The sequence below is a fragment of the Nostoc sp. UCD121 genome (assembly GCF_014222285.1).
Classification (GTDB): domain Bacteria; phylum Cyanobacteriota; class Cyanobacteriia; order Cyanobacteriales; family Nostocaceae; genus Nostoc.
Genome location: NZ_JACKZS010000095.1, coordinates 1 through 16,759, shown reverse-complemented (window position 1 = coordinate 16,759; position 16,759 = coordinate 1). Strand labels below are relative to the sequence as shown.

General features: G+C 42.1%; 11 protein-coding genes and 1 tRNA gene. 6 read left to right on the top strand and 6 right to left on the bottom strand.

Going from position 1 to position 16,759, the window contains the following annotated elements; all coding sequences use genetic code 11:
* Positions 1-8: 8 nt before the first annotated feature.
* Positions 9-2,276, bottom strand: a complete 2,268-nt coding sequence (locus GNF10_RS20070; RefSeq protein ID WP_185580726.1) for a transglycosylase domain-containing protein — start codon at positions 2,274-2,276, stop codon at positions 9-11.
* Between the two features lie 431 nt (positions 2,277-2,707).
* On the opposite strand from GNF10_RS20070, the gene GNF10_RS20065 reads away from it, so the two are divergent.
* On the top strand, positions 2,708-3,394 hold the full coding sequence (locus GNF10_RS20065) for a hypothetical protein (protein ID WP_185581738.1): 687 nt from the start codon (positions 2,708-2,710) through the stop codon (positions 3,392-3,394).
* Between the two features lie 201 nt (positions 3,395-3,595).
* Here the strand turns inward: GNF10_RS20065 and lspA are convergent, their stop codons facing one another.
* The gene (gene lspA, locus GNF10_RS20060) at positions 3,596-4,072 is read right to left on the bottom strand and encodes a signal peptidase II (protein ID WP_185581737.1); all 477 of its coding nucleotides are present in this window, start codon (positions 4,070-4,072) and stop codon (positions 3,596-3,598) included.
* A 94-nt stretch (positions 4,073-4,166) separates the two neighbouring features.
* Positions 4,167-4,754: a biotin transporter BioY gene (locus GNF10_RS20055; RefSeq protein WP_185581736.1), complete on the bottom strand. Its 588-nt coding sequence runs from the start codon at positions 4,752-4,754 to the stop codon at positions 4,167-4,169.
* A gap of 787 nt (positions 4,755-5,541) precedes the next feature.
* Between GNF10_RS20055 and pstS the strand changes: the two genes are divergently transcribed.
* The 4 genes from pstS (at position 5,542) to pstB (ending at position 9,582) form a co-directional block, all read left to right on the top strand.
* A complete protein-coding gene (gene pstS, locus GNF10_RS20050; protein ID WP_185581362.1) occupies positions 5,542-6,723 on the top strand; it encodes a phosphate ABC transporter substrate-binding protein PstS in 1,182 nt (393 codons plus the stop codon).
* Positions 6,724-6,866: 143 nt separating this feature from the next.
* On the top strand, positions 6,867-7,817 hold the full coding sequence (pstC, locus tag GNF10_RS20045; protein WP_185581363.1) for a phosphate ABC transporter permease subunit PstC: 951 nt from the start codon (positions 6,867-6,869) through the stop codon (positions 7,815-7,817).
* Positions 7,818-7,836: 19 nt separating this feature from the next.
* The gene (pstA, locus tag GNF10_RS20040; RefSeq protein WP_185581364.1) at positions 7,837-8,718 is read left to right on the top strand and encodes a phosphate ABC transporter permease PstA; all 882 of its coding nucleotides are present in this window, start codon (positions 7,837-7,839) and stop codon (positions 8,716-8,718) included.
* Between the two features lie 57 nt (positions 8,719-8,775).
* Positions 8,776-9,582: a phosphate ABC transporter ATP-binding protein PstB gene (gene pstB / locus GNF10_RS20035; RefSeq protein ID WP_185581365.1), complete on the top strand. Its 807-nt coding sequence runs from the start codon at positions 8,776-8,778 to the stop codon at positions 9,580-9,582.
* A gap of 269 nt (positions 9,583-9,851) precedes the next feature.
* Here pstB and GNF10_RS20030 read toward each other — a convergent pair.
* The 3 genes from GNF10_RS20030 to GNF10_RS20020 all read right to left on the bottom strand — a co-directional run bounded on the left by GNF10_RS20030 (position 9,852) and on the right by GNF10_RS20020 (position 14,786).
* Positions 9,852-9,922: transfer RNA gene (locus tag GNF10_RS20030), tRNA-Gly, on the bottom strand.
* A 50-nt stretch (positions 9,923-9,972) separates the two neighbouring features.
* Positions 9,973-11,184 carry a hypothetical protein gene (locus tag GNF10_RS20025; RefSeq protein ID WP_185581366.1) on the bottom strand — a complete coding sequence of 404 codons (1,212 nt, stop codon included), beginning with the start codon at positions 11,182-11,184 and terminating at the stop codon, positions 9,973-9,975.
* A 68-nt stretch (positions 11,185-11,252) separates the two neighbouring features.
* Positions 11,253-14,786 carry a response regulator gene (locus GNF10_RS20020; RefSeq protein WP_185581367.1) on the bottom strand — a complete coding sequence of 1,178 codons (3,534 nt, stop codon included), beginning with the start codon at positions 14,784-14,786 and terminating at the stop codon, positions 11,253-11,255.
* Between the two features lie 1,017 nt (positions 14,787-15,803).
* Here GNF10_RS20020 and GNF10_RS20015 point away from each other — a divergent pair.
* On the top strand, positions 15,804-16,436 hold the full coding sequence (locus tag GNF10_RS20015; protein ID WP_260445926.1) for a GNAT family N-acetyltransferase: 633 nt from the start codon (positions 15,804-15,806) through the stop codon (positions 16,434-16,436).
* Positions 16,437-16,759 lie beyond the last annotated feature (323 nt).

Sequence of the window (16,759 nt, the reverse complement as noted above, 5' to 3'; positions counted from 1 at the left end):
ATTCCCATTTACCTTGTAATCCGCCGCATATAATTTCCCCACAACTGAGCGGCTTGAGCGCTGCTACCAGATGTGGGGGAATTGTTGTCGTTTCCCAGCCAAACACCAGTTACAAGCCGCCGACTTGGAATAAAACCTATAAACCATAAGTCAACGTTTTTATCAGTCGTGCCTGTTTTACCGGCTTCTCCGAGTCCAATGGCAGCACTACGACCAGTGCCTCTGGTGATGACACCACGCATTAAACTAGTCATCTCGTCGGCTACACCACTTGGCAGAACTCGTTTGTTCGCATCTGGATCTTGGTCGAAGGAATAGATTACACGGCAGGTTTTGATATCATTGCGATCGCTGCAATCACCACTATCTAAAATTCGGTTAATCGCATGGGGAGGATTCCACACTCCACGATTGCCAATAGAGCCAAAAGCACCAGTCATTTCCAAAACATTGACCACACTTTGACCCAGTACTAAGCCAGGAACCGGATCGAGGTTTGACTTAATTCCCAAATTCTGAGCCATCGCCACTACTTTATTCAGCCCGATTTCTCTAGCAACTCCCAAGGCGATGGGATTTTCTGAAAGAGCCAGCCCGGTGGCAATATCTAAACTGCCGGTACCTGAACGACAGGGTTTGTAAGTGAATCCTTGCCAAGTTAAAGGAGCGCAGGAATAACTCTTAGATGGTGAAATTCCCTGTTGAATGGCGGCGGTGTAAGCAAAGATTTTGAAGGTGGAACCTGGTTGTCTTTTGGCTTGAACAGCACGATTGAACTGACTTTTTTTGTAATCAGTTCCGCCTACCATTGCCAGGATACTACCTGTGCTGGAGTCAAGAGTTACTACAGCCCCTTGAGAAAAATTAAAATTTCCACCACTATTGTTGACTGAATTCCGCAACGCTGATTCAGCTTGGCTCTGGATCGCGGGATCAAGCTGGGTTTCAATGATATAATTCCCTTCGTTTGCGGCTCCCTCGCCCAAGATTGATTCAAGTTCAGAGAAGACGTAACTGTAAAAATAAGGAGCGATCGTCTTAGCTTGCTGTTCACAAACTTTAGGGCTAACTTGAACAGTGGAACGTCTAGCTCGGTTCGCATCTTCAGGTTTAATTTTGCCCATCTCCAGCAACCGCTTAATCACACGATTCCGGTATTCAGCTGCTTCTAGCTTATTTGGCCCATCCCCACAAAAATCAAATGCGTTGGGAGCAGGTAAAATTCCTACCAATGTTGCTGCTTCTGCCAAAGTTAATTCTTTAGCAGGCTTCTCAAAGTAATACCGGGCTGCATCCTCAAAGCCAGAGGTATCTCCCCCCAAAAAAACCCGATTTAAGTACATCAGCAAAATTTCGTCTTTGCTGTAAAAGGTTTCTAACTTTAAGGCGACAACTGCTTCCCGTAATTTGCGTCCAAGGGTATCTTGTCTACCTACATATTCACGGAACAAACTGCGGGCAACTTGCTGCGTAACAGTGCTGGCTCCTTGCTGCACATCTCCGCTACGGCTATTGATCAACACAGCTCGTAAAATCCCCAGAGGGTCAACCCCAAAGTGCCAGTAATAACGACTATCTTCTGAAGCTACTACGGCAGATGGTAAATAAGGGCCAAATTCCTCTAAACGCTTCATATCTACGTGAGAGATAGTTCGAGGCTCTCTCAGAGGTGTGGCTCCATCACGAGCGTAAACAACTACTGGAGCGCGTGTAGCTGTAGGTAGGGGTTTAACTGAAAATTTCAGCCATTCTACGCCAATTACTAAGGCAAACAAGGCGCTGACACCACCAACACCATAAGCTGTCCAACTTGCAGCTTTGACATACCAGGCTGGTGGATCGACGTATTGCAATCGCACAGAAGCGGCGAGTTCTGGAGGCCCCAGAGTCAGTATATCGCCATGACGGAGTTCTAGGGAATTAACACGACGCTTGCCCCGATAAATGCCATTGGTGGAGTTTTCGTCTTTGATGACGAAAATTGGTGTGCGCTGAGTAGAATTCCGCGATAGCGATAGGTGAATTTGGCTGACAACTGGGTTACGGACGACGATATCGCTGGATTTGGAGCTACGACCGAGAATATAGCGATCGCCCAACAGTGGATATACCTCTGCTTTATCCGCCCCCGCATCCTGTACCCAGAGTTCCGGTACTTTGGCATTAGGCTTGAGCGCCAGTTTGGAAAAATCAACCCTAGCTTGGATAGTATGGACTGCTTGAGTCAGTTGACCAATTAACGTTTGTGGCTTGTGAGGGGGTTGGGGAGAACTCATCGGCTATTCACATCACACTTTTTAGTGAAGAATGGGGCGAATTACAATTTTAGATGTTAGTCTTTCATCATTTTACTCATAAGCCAAAGCATAAATTAGTTATACGGAACTTTTTGCTCTAATTTATACTGAACATTACTCTTTTATCTGAGTTAACTTGTTATTTGTGTCACTTTATTACAGAGGAATAAAATTTTGTCTCCTTCCTAAAGGCTTGTTTTATATACTCATTTTACTTCAATGACTACAAGCATAGATTTAAGGCCTGTATTTATAAACACTGGTTATTAGCAAACGACAGATTTAATTTCTACCAATTTTACGTATCCGCATGTTCTGCAATAAACTTAAATATATTCATTTAGGCAGATTTTTTAAATTTTATTGTCTGTTTAAATGGGCCGAGTGTTCCGTTGAGGTTAATTTTAGAAATGATGGGAAAATCTCTGACCATGATTGGTACAGCTCTATCTTTGGCGCTCACCGCTAACATTGCTGTAGCCGAATCCAGTAAATCCCCCATAGCTCAATCCAGTAGCGAATCTACTAGCGCACCAACGGAAATCAAGATGTCGCCAGAAGGTATGAAAATTCTGTGCGAGTATTTTCCGCTTAACTCTCGCTGTCCCGGCGGCACAGCATTGACCCCTGGTAGCACTACAGCACCAGCAGAAACAACACCTAGCACTGCTCCTGGTAGCACTACAGTACCAGCAGAAACCACACCTAGTAACATCACTCCTCCCGATAGCACTACAGCACCAGGAAGCGTTACCCCACCTGACAGTGGAACTCCCGAAAGTACTCCAGCACCAGGAAGCGTTACCCCACCTGCACCTGGCGCTCCTAGTAACTTAACTCCAGCACCAGGAAGCGTTACCCCATCTGAACCTGGCACTCCTGGTAACTTAACTCCACCAGGAAGCGTTACCCCAGTTCAACCTGGCACTCCTGGCAGCACTACCGAACCAGGAACTGTTACCCCATCTGAGCCTGGCACTCCTAGCAACTTAACTCCAGCACCAGGAACTGTTACCCCATCCGAACCTGGCAATCCTACAGAACCAGGTGCAAACTCTCCCGGTACTCCATCTACTTCTCCTGCCACAGGTAATTAAATTAAAAGCTGGATACGTTTGATATAACTAATTTGCCATCAGCGATCGCCTGTGCATCTTGACTTTCTGCACCAGTTATAAAAACTGGTGTAGGATATAAATTCAAATCTCTGAAACTCATAAATCAAGTCTTCGCATATAGGACTGAGCAATGGTTTCAGTAATTAATAGCCTGGGATTAATCATCCCAGGCTTAATAGTTTAATTCAACCTATCGGTTGAAGTTGGTGTTTTTTGGAAGGAAGCAATTAACAGAAAAACAATACCAATACTAATAAAAGAATCTGCCACATTAAATACAGGAAAGCTAATCAGGCGAAAATCAAGAAAATCAACGACATGGCCTAAAACAAAGCGATCAATACCGTTGCCCATAGCTCCACCTAAAATTAAGCCATAGCCCAACTGATCCCATAAATTTAATGTTGGGCCAAACAAGGCCAACGCTATCAATACCAAACTCACACCTAAAGATAGCCAGCGCAACCACTCTACTTTCCCACTTAACAGACTAAAGGCGGCACCAGTGTTAGTAACATAGGTGAAGTGAAATATTCCAGTTAAGAGTGGTAGTGTTTGCCCCAAACTGAAGGTTTGTACCACCCAGTATTTTGTTATTTGGTCTAGGAAAAAAGCTATAAAGGCAGCAATCCAGAAAAGGCGGTTTTTTAAACGCATGAAACTAGGGGCTAGAGACTAAGGACTAAGGGCTAAGGACTAGGGGATGAGAAAATTGTAAATTTCTTGCGCCTAGCCTCTAGCCTCTTGATGACTAATAAAACATTAAGTGACGCAATATATATGCTATTACAGTAACGGCACAGACCACACTTAATTGCCCTGGTAGTGCAAACCAAGAGTATCTGAGGATTGCTTGCATCAAAGGTAAATTTTCTGTGCCTTTCCACTGAAAAATATAGCTAATAATCAAATAACTAATACCGCATAGATGAAGAGTTAACAAGCCACAGATGCAACTAAAGGCGAGAGTTTCTAGTCGAGGTCTAGCTTTAAAGGCAACTAAGCCACAAATCCAAGCTCCAGGAATAAAGCCTAGTAGATAGCCAAACTGAGACAGCTTAACATAACCAATACCACCTCCATCGGCAAATACAGGTAATAAGGTTAACCCCATCACTAAATAGGCAATTTGCGAGAGCGCACCGGCATTTTTGCCCCCTAAACAACCCACTAACAGTACTGCGCCAATTTGAAAAGTGACACCTAATGAAATTGTCTGAATTCCATGCTTACTCCAATTCCAGGGAAAGGTGATGCCATAAGCTTCTAAGAAGGTACCACCCATTGTCAGGAGTAAGCCAATCATAGACCATAGTAATTGATTGGAAGCAGCAAACATTTATCAGGCAACCAGGAAAAGGCAAAAGGGAAAACCAACAGCAACTAGGATGTTCATTAGTATTAAAATGAAATTTGTGCTGACACCTCTAAGAATTAGCATATTTTTTTTGCCTTTTTGGGATGTAACTTTTCAGTTCTGCGAATTATAACTTAGGTGTCTATAGCTGTAATTTTATTGACTGAAAGGTAGTCTGATTCTAGTATTTGACTTAATACGTGGTAAAGTTAGCAAAATTTAGTATTTAAACTAAGTTTTTAGATTCAGCGCCAATTTATGCTACAAATTGTTAAAGATGCTTCTTTAATTCACTTTTTTTAGCGATCGCCCCGCATACTCTCCATAAAATAGGCAATTTATAGTTTTTCTTCTGCTTTATCTAAATTAGTTCACTGTCTAAACTTAGATTATTTAGTTATGACTTTAAGTCTGCTTATACCTATAAGCAGCAATAACTTTTATAAAATTCCAAAATTTTTTATTAAGCTCTATATAATAACACAGTTTGTCATTTTTTTATAGATTTTTTATTATTTGACCCGAAAAGTGACGCTATCAATCAAGTTTTGCCAATACTATGTAACCAAATCACTGTGGTACTATTTGTAATCTGTAACTAAAACGGCAGTATAAATTTTATCAAGTAAAAGTAAAAACGAGTGTTTGTTCTTCATCAAAAAAAAACAAGCTTTTTTTGCTTTGTTAACCTATCCTTTACCTTTAGCTTAATCCTTTAGGGGTATTCTTAGAAGCGCTCACCTGAAAAGTTACCCAAATATTGATAGCGATGCCTTCACCTTTTCGTGTAACAAAAATTCATCGCCTCACAGCTTCAGTTTCAGTGTTAGCACTGACAATCAGCCTAGCTGCATGTGGCGGACAGCAAAACCCAGAAAATACAGCCACAAAGGATACTCCTTCTGGCACTGCTACAGATACGACTGCCTCCAGTACAACCAAATTAGATTTGGGTGGAAATCTCAAGTTAAGTGGAGCTGGTGCGTCTTTTCCAGCACCACTATATGATACATGGTTTACTGATCTAAACAAAAAGTATCCAAATCTGCAAGTTGACTATGCCTCAGTTGGTAGCGGTGCTGGAGTTGAGCAATTTATCAAAGGGACTGTAGACTTTGGTGCCAGCGATGTTGCCATGAAGGACGAAGAAATCCAAAAGGTGCCAGCCGATAAGGGCGTTATTTTACTGCCTGTCACTGCTGGTAGCATCGTGTTAGCTTACAACTTGCCAGATGTTGCAGAACTAAAGCTACCACGAGCCGTTTACGCCGATATTCTATTAGGCAAAATAACCTCTTGGGATGATCCCCAAATTGCCAAGGCTAACCCAGGTGTAAAACTTCCTAAAGAGACGATTACAGTTGTTTATCGTTCAGATGGTAGCGGAACAACAGGTGTGTTTACAAAACACCTCAGCGCTATTAGCCCAGAGTGGAAGACTAAAATTGGTGAAGGCAAAACTGTGAATTGGCCTAAGGGAGTTGGTGCTAAAGGGAATGAGGGTATTACCGCCCAAATTCAACAAACACAAGGTTCTATTGGTTATGTCGAGTACGGCTATGCCAAACAAAATAGTCTTAAGTTTGCTGCTTTAGAAAACAAAGGCGGTAAGTTTATTGTACCTACTGAGGAGTCAGCCTCCAAAACTTTGGCATCAGTAACGTTACCCCCCGATCTGCGCGTCTTCATTTCCGATCCAGAAGGGGCCGATTCCTATCCCATAGTCACTTACACCTGGATTTTGGCTTACAAGAAATATCCCAATGCCGCAAAAGCTAAGGCAGTTGAAGCTGCAATCGAATACGCTTTAACTGAGGGCCAAAAACAGGCTACAACATTAGGGTATGTTCCTTTACCCCAAAACGTGATTGCAAAGGTGGCTGCGGCTGCCGATCAAATTAGTCCAGACTATAAAATTGCTGTTGGTAGTGGTACTAGCGCTAGCAAGTAGCTACAGTGAAGACATGAGGCATTGTTAGACAATAATTTTTTAGCTGGTTATTAAACTAGTTTTAAAAGACGATGAGGCAACAAATTTGTTTAGATGGTTGCCTCGTATATCTTCCTCTGATTTAATTGTGAAAGTCGGTAGTCATGACTACAAATTCTCAAAATATTTCATCAGCGACAAAAAATCGCTCTGATGTAGAAAAATCCCTAGATCGCGGTTTTATCTGGCTAACTAAAATTTTTGCCTTTGGGGTTGCTGCCACTTTATTATGGATCGGCTTACAGGTCGCAATTGCTTCTTGGCCTGCCATCCAAAAGTTTGGTGCTAGCTTTTTAGCTAACACCACTTGGAACCCAGTTAATGATAGCTACGGGGTGCTACCTCAAATTTATGGAACTCTCTTGAGTTCTTTTATCGGTTTACTGATAGCTGTACCGATTGGAGTTGGTACTGCTATTGTACTAAGCGAGGATTTTTTACCCGCAAAAGTGAAGTTGGTACTGGTTTTTGCAGTAGAACTACTCGCAGCTATTCCCAGTGTTGTGTACGGCGTTTGGGGTATTTTTGTTTTAGTCCCTATCTTAACTAACTTGGGAAAATGGCTCAATAGTTATTTTGGGTGGATACCATTTTTTAGCACCCCCCCTACAGGCCCAGGAATGTTACCGGCGGGAGTCATATTAGCAATTATGACTTTGCCCATCATCACAGCTCTATCGCGCGATGCCTTGATTTCTATACCATCCAGTTTGCGCCAAGCCGCCGTAGGACTAGGAGCAACCCGATGGGAAACGATTTTACAAATTCTGATCCCAGCAGCTTTTTCGGGGATAGTTAGCGCTGTGATGTTGGCACTCGGTCGGGCAATGGGAGAAACAATGGCTGTCACAATGTTGATTGGTAATTCCAACAACATTAGTATCTCCCTGTTAGCACCAGGCAATACAATTTCTTCTCTACTGGCTAATCAATTTTCCGAAGCTAGTGGTTTGCAAGTTTCGGCTTTAATGTACGCTGCTTTAGTTCTATTCTTCTTGACCTTGGTAGTTAATATCATGGCCGAGTTTATCGTTCTGAGAGTCAAGCGACTGTAGCTTAGTTTTGGGTTGAATTATGACTTCTAGTTTTCCAGAGCGCAGTCTAACTCGCGCTCCTATGTCTCAAAGAACACTGTTTAATACAGTAATGACTGTAGTCGCATTTATCTGTGGGATATTGGCACTTGTGCCATTGCTAGCAGTACTTTCTTACGTCATTATTCAAGGTTTTAGCAGTTTGAGTCCTAGCCTCTTTTTTGAACTGCCACCAAAAGCTTTACAAAAAGGAGGAGGCTTTGGTAATGCAATTTTGGGTACAGTATTAATGGTGGGAATTGCTGCCCTGATTAGTATCCCATTTGGTGTTTTGGCGGCAATTTACATCACAGAATTTAGCTCGGCCCAAGTAGCGAGATGGGTACGTTTTGCGGCTAACGTCCTGAGTGGAGTCCCCTCAATTATTGCTGGGGTATTTGCATACGGGATTGTAGTTTTGACACTGGTTAAGTTAAACTTAGGATCATACTCTGCTGTCGGTGGAGGGTTTGCACTGGCGATTTTGATGTTGCCAATTATTGTCCGAACCACTGATGAAGCCTTGCAGTTAGTATCGCAAGATTTGCGACAAGCATCTGTAGGGTTAGGAGCAACTAACTTTCAAACAGTAACACAAGTAGTCTTGCCAGCAGCCCTACCTGCAATTGTAACTGGGGCAACGCTAGCGATCGCTAGAGCATCTGGAGAAACCGCACCTTTACTATTTACTGCGCTATTTTCCAATTTTTGGCCAGATGGCTTATTCCAACCAACAGCTTCTCTTGCTGTTTTAGTTTACAAATATGCTATTTCTCCGTTTAAAAATTGGCAATCACTAGCTTGGGCGGCATCTTTGATTTTGGTATTGATGGTTCTAATCACAAGTATCATTGCTCGCTGGGCTACTCGCAAAAAAGCTTAGGGAAAAGGCTTACACATAGCGGATTTGTATCGCTAAAACTCATACTGCACTTAATTTATGGCTACTAATATTAGCACAGTCAATGATACTCAAACGGTTTTACGCACCGAAAACCTTAATGTTTACTACGGCAAGTTTTTAGCCTTGCAGAATATTTGGCTAGATATACCAAAAAATCAGGTTACAGCCTTTATCGGCCCTTCTGGTTGTGGTAAAAGTACCTTGTTGCGATGCTATAATCGCCTGAATGACCTAATTGAGTCATTTCGGGCAGAAGGTAAAATACTTTTTTACGATAAAAACTTGTATGCATCCGACATTGATCCTGTAGAAGTACGTCGGAGAATTGGGATGGTGTTTCAAAGACCAAACCCGTTTCCCAAATCAATTTATGAGAATATTGCTTTTGGAGCTAAAATCAATGGCTACAAAGGTAATATGGATGAATTAGTAGAACGGAGTTTGCGACAAGCAGCTTTGTGGGATGAAGTAAAAGATAAACTACGACAAAGTGGTTCGTCTTTATCAGGTGGACAACAACAAAGATTATGTATTGCTCGTGCGATCGCAGTCCAACCTGAAATTATATTAATGGATGAACCTTGCTCCGCTCTCGACCCTATTTCCACCTTGCGGGTTGAAGAATTAATTCATCAATTGAAAGAGCAATATACCATCGTTATTGTCACCCATAATATGCAGCAAGCAGCGCGGGTTTCTGATAAGACAGCCTTTTTTAATGTCAAAACTACGGACTCTGGAAGTCGTAACGGCTACATGGTAGAGTACGATGCAACAGAACTAATTTTCAACAATCCTCAGCAGCAAGATACAAGAGATTACGTTAGCGGCAGATTTGGATAAATAGACGAGTACTATTACACATTGTTGATGTAAAAAAAGCAATGAGGGATACTCGGAAATTAGACTATGCGATATTCCTCTAGTCTTTTATTTTTTTTGCCAATTTTAGGGTGGGCGTAGCCCGCCGTAGACTTCGCTTGATCGATTTTGGCTGTTTCTTGGTTAAGAAAAGCAATAATTAAGCTATAGCAATTACAAGTATAGTGCCTACTGAAAATAGCAGGTACATTTAAATTATTCTTGACTAGTACATTTCATACTTTTTCTAAAGCGGGCGGCGGGAATCGAACCCGCATTAATAGCTTGGAAGGCTATAGTTTTACCACTAAACTACGCCCGCGAATTTCCAACTTTATAAATCTAACACAGTTGTTGAAAAAAATCAAGCGTCTAATTGGAATTAGCAGGCTGGATTTTGATTCGTACATACAAATTGCTCAAATCTGGTTTTGTGCCATCGTTGTAATGGGCGGCAAGAAAGTTTTCTGTCTTGAAAACATCATTGAGAACTCGTTCGTATGTGCTTTTTTCACTTTGTAGTGTTGCAGGTTCTATTTCTAGAACTACAGCCTGTTGAAAGTTGCCATTGCGATCAATTATTAAACTAACAAGCATCTGTGCTGGCTTAACTTCGGAATCGCCAGGTAGAAAACTTGAGTCTAATTGTTTTGTCTTGCCTCCCGTGTATGAAGCGATAACGTCGGGTAGAGCATCTAGAGCATCTTGCCGAAATCCTTTTGTTTGTATAAAGTTAATCATCTCATCTCTACGTAAAGGAGCTATTATTGCTATTGATGCTCCTCTAGTCGGAGTTGATGGAGTTTCCCCAGTCGGAGTTGGCGGAGTTTCTCCAGTTTGAGTTGATGGAGTTTCCCCAGTCGGAGTTGCTGGAGTTTCCCTAGTCGGAGTTGCTGGAGTTTCCCCAGTCGGAGTTGCTGGAGTTTCTTTAGCCGAATTTGGTGTACTTGATGGAATACCTGTTGGTAGTGCCGTTCCCCTTCCCAACTTGATTTCTTGACGGCGGTTCCAAGGTAGATTACCGACTGGAACCGTAGGTGTGGGTGTGGCTGTCGGTTTTGGGGTAACTGTTGCTTTTGGGGTAACTGTTGCTTTTGGTGTAACTGTTGCTTTTGGGGTAACTGTTGCTTTTGGTGTAACTGTTGATTTCGGTGTGGCTGTCGCTTTCGGCGTAGATGCAGAAATTTTCTGTTGTCTATTAGATTGAGAGGCGTAAATTCGATTCTTTTGCTGGAGATTATCAGCAGAATTTATTGCCTCAAAATCTTGATTTCTGGGCGTAGTTCGTGATGTTTGTGGTGGCGCTGGTACAGGCTTTTGAGTTGCAGATGCTGGCTTTGGCGAAACTCTTTTGGCTGTTGATTTTGATTGAGGAGCAATATCTATCAATTCAATGGGAACAGCAGATTGGCTTTGCTGAGGAAACCACAAGCTAAAGGCATTAGATGAGCGCATCAGCCAGAACGCCAGCAAGTGCAGAGAGACTGAACCTATAACGACAGAAATCCACAAAGCTGGTGGATCAGTGTGTCGCCTCCAGACTTTGGTTGAAATTGGGGTTTTGTCTGCAACCGATGGTGTCATATTATATAAACTGGATATGATTAGGCACTCTTACTCATTGCTTATGCTTTAAAATACCAGTCTAAATTTTAGCGATTAACCATTACCTCTGGTGTAACAGCAAAGGTCAAAACTGTTTCATCTACTCCTTTAAGTTCTAGTGGACTACCTTTAGTAATTTCTTCTTCCTGCAAATAATCTGCCACGGCAGCAGAAACCAAGATAGTACCGGGAAGAGCGGCAGCTTGCAACCTGGCAGCAATATTCACACTTGGGCCAATAGCAGTATAATCGGCACGTTCAGCACTACCAAACATTCCCACAACAGCCGTACCTTGATGAATACCGCACCGAAACTGTACGCTAGTAAGTCTGTCACCATCGAATACACCTTGCTCTCGCCAGCGCTGGTTCAAGTCAGCCAGTGAGCGGTGCATTGCTCTTGCTGTATTGATGGCACGACGTACCTGTTCATTAGGGGTTAGTTCTTCCGGCGCTCCATATAAAGCTAAAATAGCATCTCCCATAAATTTATCTACAGTGCCGCCATTACCAAATACAACCTTGGTCATAGCTTCTAAATATTCATTTAGCAATTCTGCGACTCGTCGGGATCTGAGAGTATTTGATAACTGTGTAAAACCCACGATGTCACTAAACAAAACCGTAATTAAGCGTGGTTCTGGGCGCAAATCTAATGTTAAATCTCCGGTTGCGGCTTTTTGCACCAATACAGCCGGTAAAAAGCGCTTTAATACTGATTCTGTTAGATAAGTATTTAACTCCACAATTCGTCGTTCATTTTCTTTTAATGCTAAAAGATTCCGAACTTCCGCCAAAAGTTCCCGATCGTTGAATGGTTTTGCTAAATAAGCATCCGCCCCATGTTCTGTACCTTCGATGCGGGTTTCTTCGTCAACTTTCGCTGTCAGTAGAATGATGGGTGTTCCTTTCAGCTTTTCCTCATTGCGGATCATCTGAATCATCTCAAGTCCGCTCACCAAGGGCATCATTAAATCAGTCACAATCAAGCTGGGTATAATTTCCTTCGCTAAACTGTGCCCTTCATAACCGTTACGAGCTGTGCGTACATGATAACCGTTACGGCGGAAAATTTCAGATACATAGGTTCGCAAATCTGGGTTGTCATCTACAACTAAAATTGAGTGCTGAGTCTTAAGTGCTGAGTCTTGAGTATCAATATTAGGAGAGAAATTTATTGTAATATCTTCAATATTGTCTGTTGTTGACTCTACCAGTTCTAAATCAGCCAATTCAACGCTAGCGCGGCTTGTGTTCACTTCGGCAGGGGTTTCTAATACTTGCTGTACGGGTAAATGAGCATTTCCAGTCACAAGCCATAAACTAAAGGTAGTACCTTGGCCATAAACTGATTCCACAGTGACGTGGCCACCATGCAATTCTACCAATTCTTTAACTAAGGCTAAACCCAAACCACTGCCTTCATAAGAACGGTTTGCTGAACCTTCAGCTTGACGGAAGCGCTCAAATAGGTGGGGAATTTGTTCTTTAACAATGCCAATTCCCGTATCTTGTACTTGTAATATGCAACGATCTTGTTCAGATTTTAGTCTGACGCTGATCGTGCCACCTTCGGGGGTAAACTTCATGGCATTTGACAAAAGGTTATAAACCACCTTGTCGAATTTTTCCATGTCCAAGTACACCAGAGAACATTCATCTAACTGGGTGGCGAGATGTAGTCTCTTTTTCTCACAGTAGGGACGAAAAGATTCCACAATTTGGCTGACAAATTCGACTAAATCGCAGGGATGGAAACTAGGCTGCATTCTCCCCGCATCTAGGCGTTGTAAATCCAGGAGTTGATTTACCAGTCGTAGCAAACGGCGGGAGTTACGCAGGGCGATCGCACTTTGGGAGTAAGATAATCCTTCACCAGCAGCCACCGCCGACTCTAAAGGCCCTTGAATCAAGGTGATCGGTGTGCGAAACTCATGGGAGATATTTTGAAAAAATTCGGTTTTTTGTTTATCTAGCTCCAGTAAGCGTTCAGCTTGTTGGCGAGTCTTTTGATACAGGTGTGACTGCTGGACTGCGATCGCTGCTTGGGCTGCTACTGCTTTCGCCAAATCGATATCAGATGGCAGCCATTGACGTACTTTTTTACCTTCATGCAAGGTAATACTACCGATACATTTACCATCAGCCAATAATGGTACAAACATTAGCGATCGCGCTGGCATTTTTAACGGCAAATTAAAACCCTGTATATCTGAGGGAGAATGGCTCACATTCCCAATTACCACAGGTTCATGTGTCTGTAGCATTTGTTGGAGGATGGGATTCTCTTGTATAGATGATTGAGAATAGGGTAATCTCTGGGCTGATAGATGGTTATTGTCTTGGGTTGGCGATGCCTGGGTTGGGCTGTGCCTATGTGAATTTTCCAAATGTTGAAAACTGTCATACAAGGCAACACACTCGACAAACTCATCTTCTTCTGTCCACAAAGACAGGACGCAACCATCGACTTGTAAGGCTTGTCCTAGTTGTTGAGTAATAGCCGCAAAGATATCTTGGGGGTCTAGACTAGAGCGAATCGCGCTAGTAATCGTATTAATTAAACTCTCTCGCTTGGCAAGGGCACGTACTTGTTCGTAAGCATAAGCTTGAGACAAAGCTAAGGCTGCCTGATCTGCTACCATCAACACTAGCTGCACCTCATCTTCTCCCCAGAAGCGGGGCACAGAACACTGGTGCAGTGCCAGCACTGCCATCAGTTCTTGTTGGCAGATCAATGGCACAACTAAACTAGAACAAATGTTAGCCGCAGCAAAAGCTTCCCCACGTTCGCGCAGTTCGGGAGTATTACCGTAAATGCGTTCATCATCAGTTACATCGTGAATCACCTGGACTTCGCGGGTTTCCCACACCGTCTGAGCCAAAACAGCCAGAGGCGTAGAAGTGGGGAGGGACACAGCAGAAGAATTATTTGCCTGTACCTCTACTGGTGTGTGTTCCCCTGCTTCTTCTGAAAGAGCTTTCTGATAAATAAATCCTTTATCAGTCAACTGCTCATCTTGGAAGGGACGCAACAGACAGACATCGACCTCCAACATGTGACCCACTGTATCTACAATTGCCTGCAAAATTTGTCTGTAGTCTAAAGCACTACGAATCGTATTTGTGACAGTATTCAGCAGCGACTCTTGCCGGAGTGTGCGTGTAAGTTCGCGGGTGCGGGCTTTGAGGACATTGTGAGTATCCAAAGCTTGGCGTACTACAGCTTTAAGTTCCTCAGCTTCCCACGGTTTGGTGACATATTTAAAGACCTTACCAGCGTTGATTGCTTCCACTAAGTCTTCGACATCGGTGTAGCCAGTTAAAATAATTCGGATAATATCAGGATATTGAGTTGCTGTCAGGCTCAAAAATTCTGTACCGCTCATCATCGGCATTCGCTGATCGGAAATGATGACCGCGACCTCTCCCTCTTGAGCCAACAGATCGAGGGCCGCAGGGCCAGAGGTTGCCCTTAGCACCTTATAGTCACGATAAAAGGTGCGGTAAAGCAAGTCAAGGTTGTCTGGCTCATCATCGACAACCAAAATTTTAGGCTTACTGTTTGCTTGGGATTTCATGCACCGCTTTCCTGCTGCAACGGCAGTCGGATAAAGAATAATCTGATCAGGGAAGGATTTTTCTGAGTCAGGTAAGAGCAGAGCATTACTACCAAGGCTCTTTGGCTACATGACTGCTGAGTGTAGGAGCGTTTACTCACGGTAATTCGTTTCAATTGCTTATACCTATTACCGTTTGCTTTAGTGCAGTGTAATTGCTTTCATAGTCAGTTATAGGGTTATAGAGTCGATCCTTGCTAGTCAAATCTTCTTTCACCTCCTGCGAGCAATGTCTAATACTACATACAGCACTCATCGCTAGCTGAAAAATCCAGATGAAGCTGCATATTAAGTTTTCCCTCCACAGCAGTTGTACTAACACTTGCACGTAAATTTTATTTATGGTAGTCATGGTAGAGTCAGCAAAATTAAACAATAAGATTTAAAACCAAAGTATACTATTAGACAAATACCTCTTTCTAATTTAGCAATCAGAACTATCATTAAGACAAGTGGTATTGCTGAACAAGTTAGGGATAGGAATCTGCAATATTCCTGCCTAGCACCTGTACAGTTTGTTTCTATTACCTAGCAGCAAAGTCTTGTTAGTGTAGCGTCAATTGCATAGATAAGTTCAGTATTACACCTAAAGATGGTTTACAACCAAAGTTTCTTGTTAGTGTACTTACTTAACAATTTTACAAGTAATGCCTACAGGTAAGTTATGCTATACATCTACCCATTAACCTAAATCTGTAGGATTTACAGATGTTTTTGTGGTAAACAGACTGATATACTCCCTATCTCAAGCAAGGGATAAATCTAATCCTACTGAACTTAAGATTGTAGCTTTATGAAGCTGTAACTTCTAAGACTCTTTCAAAAAGACGGACTATAAAGCCCCAAACTAAAGTGTAAAACTTTGTATGCTTATAAGCAAAAGCAAATGAGCAGTCTTAGGTCAGTTCAATCTACTGGGAATATATAAAGTTTTTATGCGGTTAAAAGGGTGTTTGAGGATATTTGAGAAAATTTTCGTTGAATAAAATCAATACTAAACTAGCCTTGAAATATCGGTCTTTTCATCCATACCAGCAACAGCCAATCGATCCAGCTTGCTGCGAATTTCAAATTCGTACAGCTACATCTACTGATTTGATCGGTGTTTCCCAAATTATTGCTGAAAGCTTTCACTCCCAAAAAGGTATGTGGGGATGGGCTTTTCCATTGTTACGTCTGGGTATTTACGAAGACTTAAGGCATCGGATGACATCACCTCCACCCCGTCATGTTTGTTTAGTCGCCTTGGAAGCTAATAATGGTGCGGCTAATAACTTAGTAGGAAGTGTGGAACTGGGTGTACGTTACAGTGATTCCTGGGGTCAGGCTGGCATAGGTTTTCCTTACTTATCTAATTTAGCGGTTCACCCAAAATACCGTAGACATGGAGTGGCTTCAGGGTTACTGACTAGCTGTGAAAAATTTTCCCGCGAATGGGGATTTCAAGACTTATATCTTCACGTTTTGGAAAATAATCATCAGGCAAGGCAACTTTATTTTAAGGTGGGATATCGGGTACATAAAGTGGAATCGAATTGGAATACATTTTTATTAGGACGCTCAAGCCAGATGTTATTGCACAAGCATTTGAGTGCTAATTCCAGTATCTGAGTTTTTGTAAATTTTTATTTTCTAATTAGTTTGGAGAAAATCTACCACCAATATCGGCAACCAAAGTATAAATTAACCTCCTTAAAAAAATAGCCAATATTAGCTAAATAGGTTGATATGTATAGCTTTAGATTATTGATTTAAGTAGATTTTATTGAGATTTTTCGTGGATATTTTTATTATTCATTATAATAAAAATATAAGGTTGAAAAACTTCAACGAAATAATTAAGTGTTACAATTTGTCTGTTTTAACTTGTCATTAAATAACAATCATTTTAGAGTATTTTATATAGATAGAATAAATGGATTGCAATAGAATAT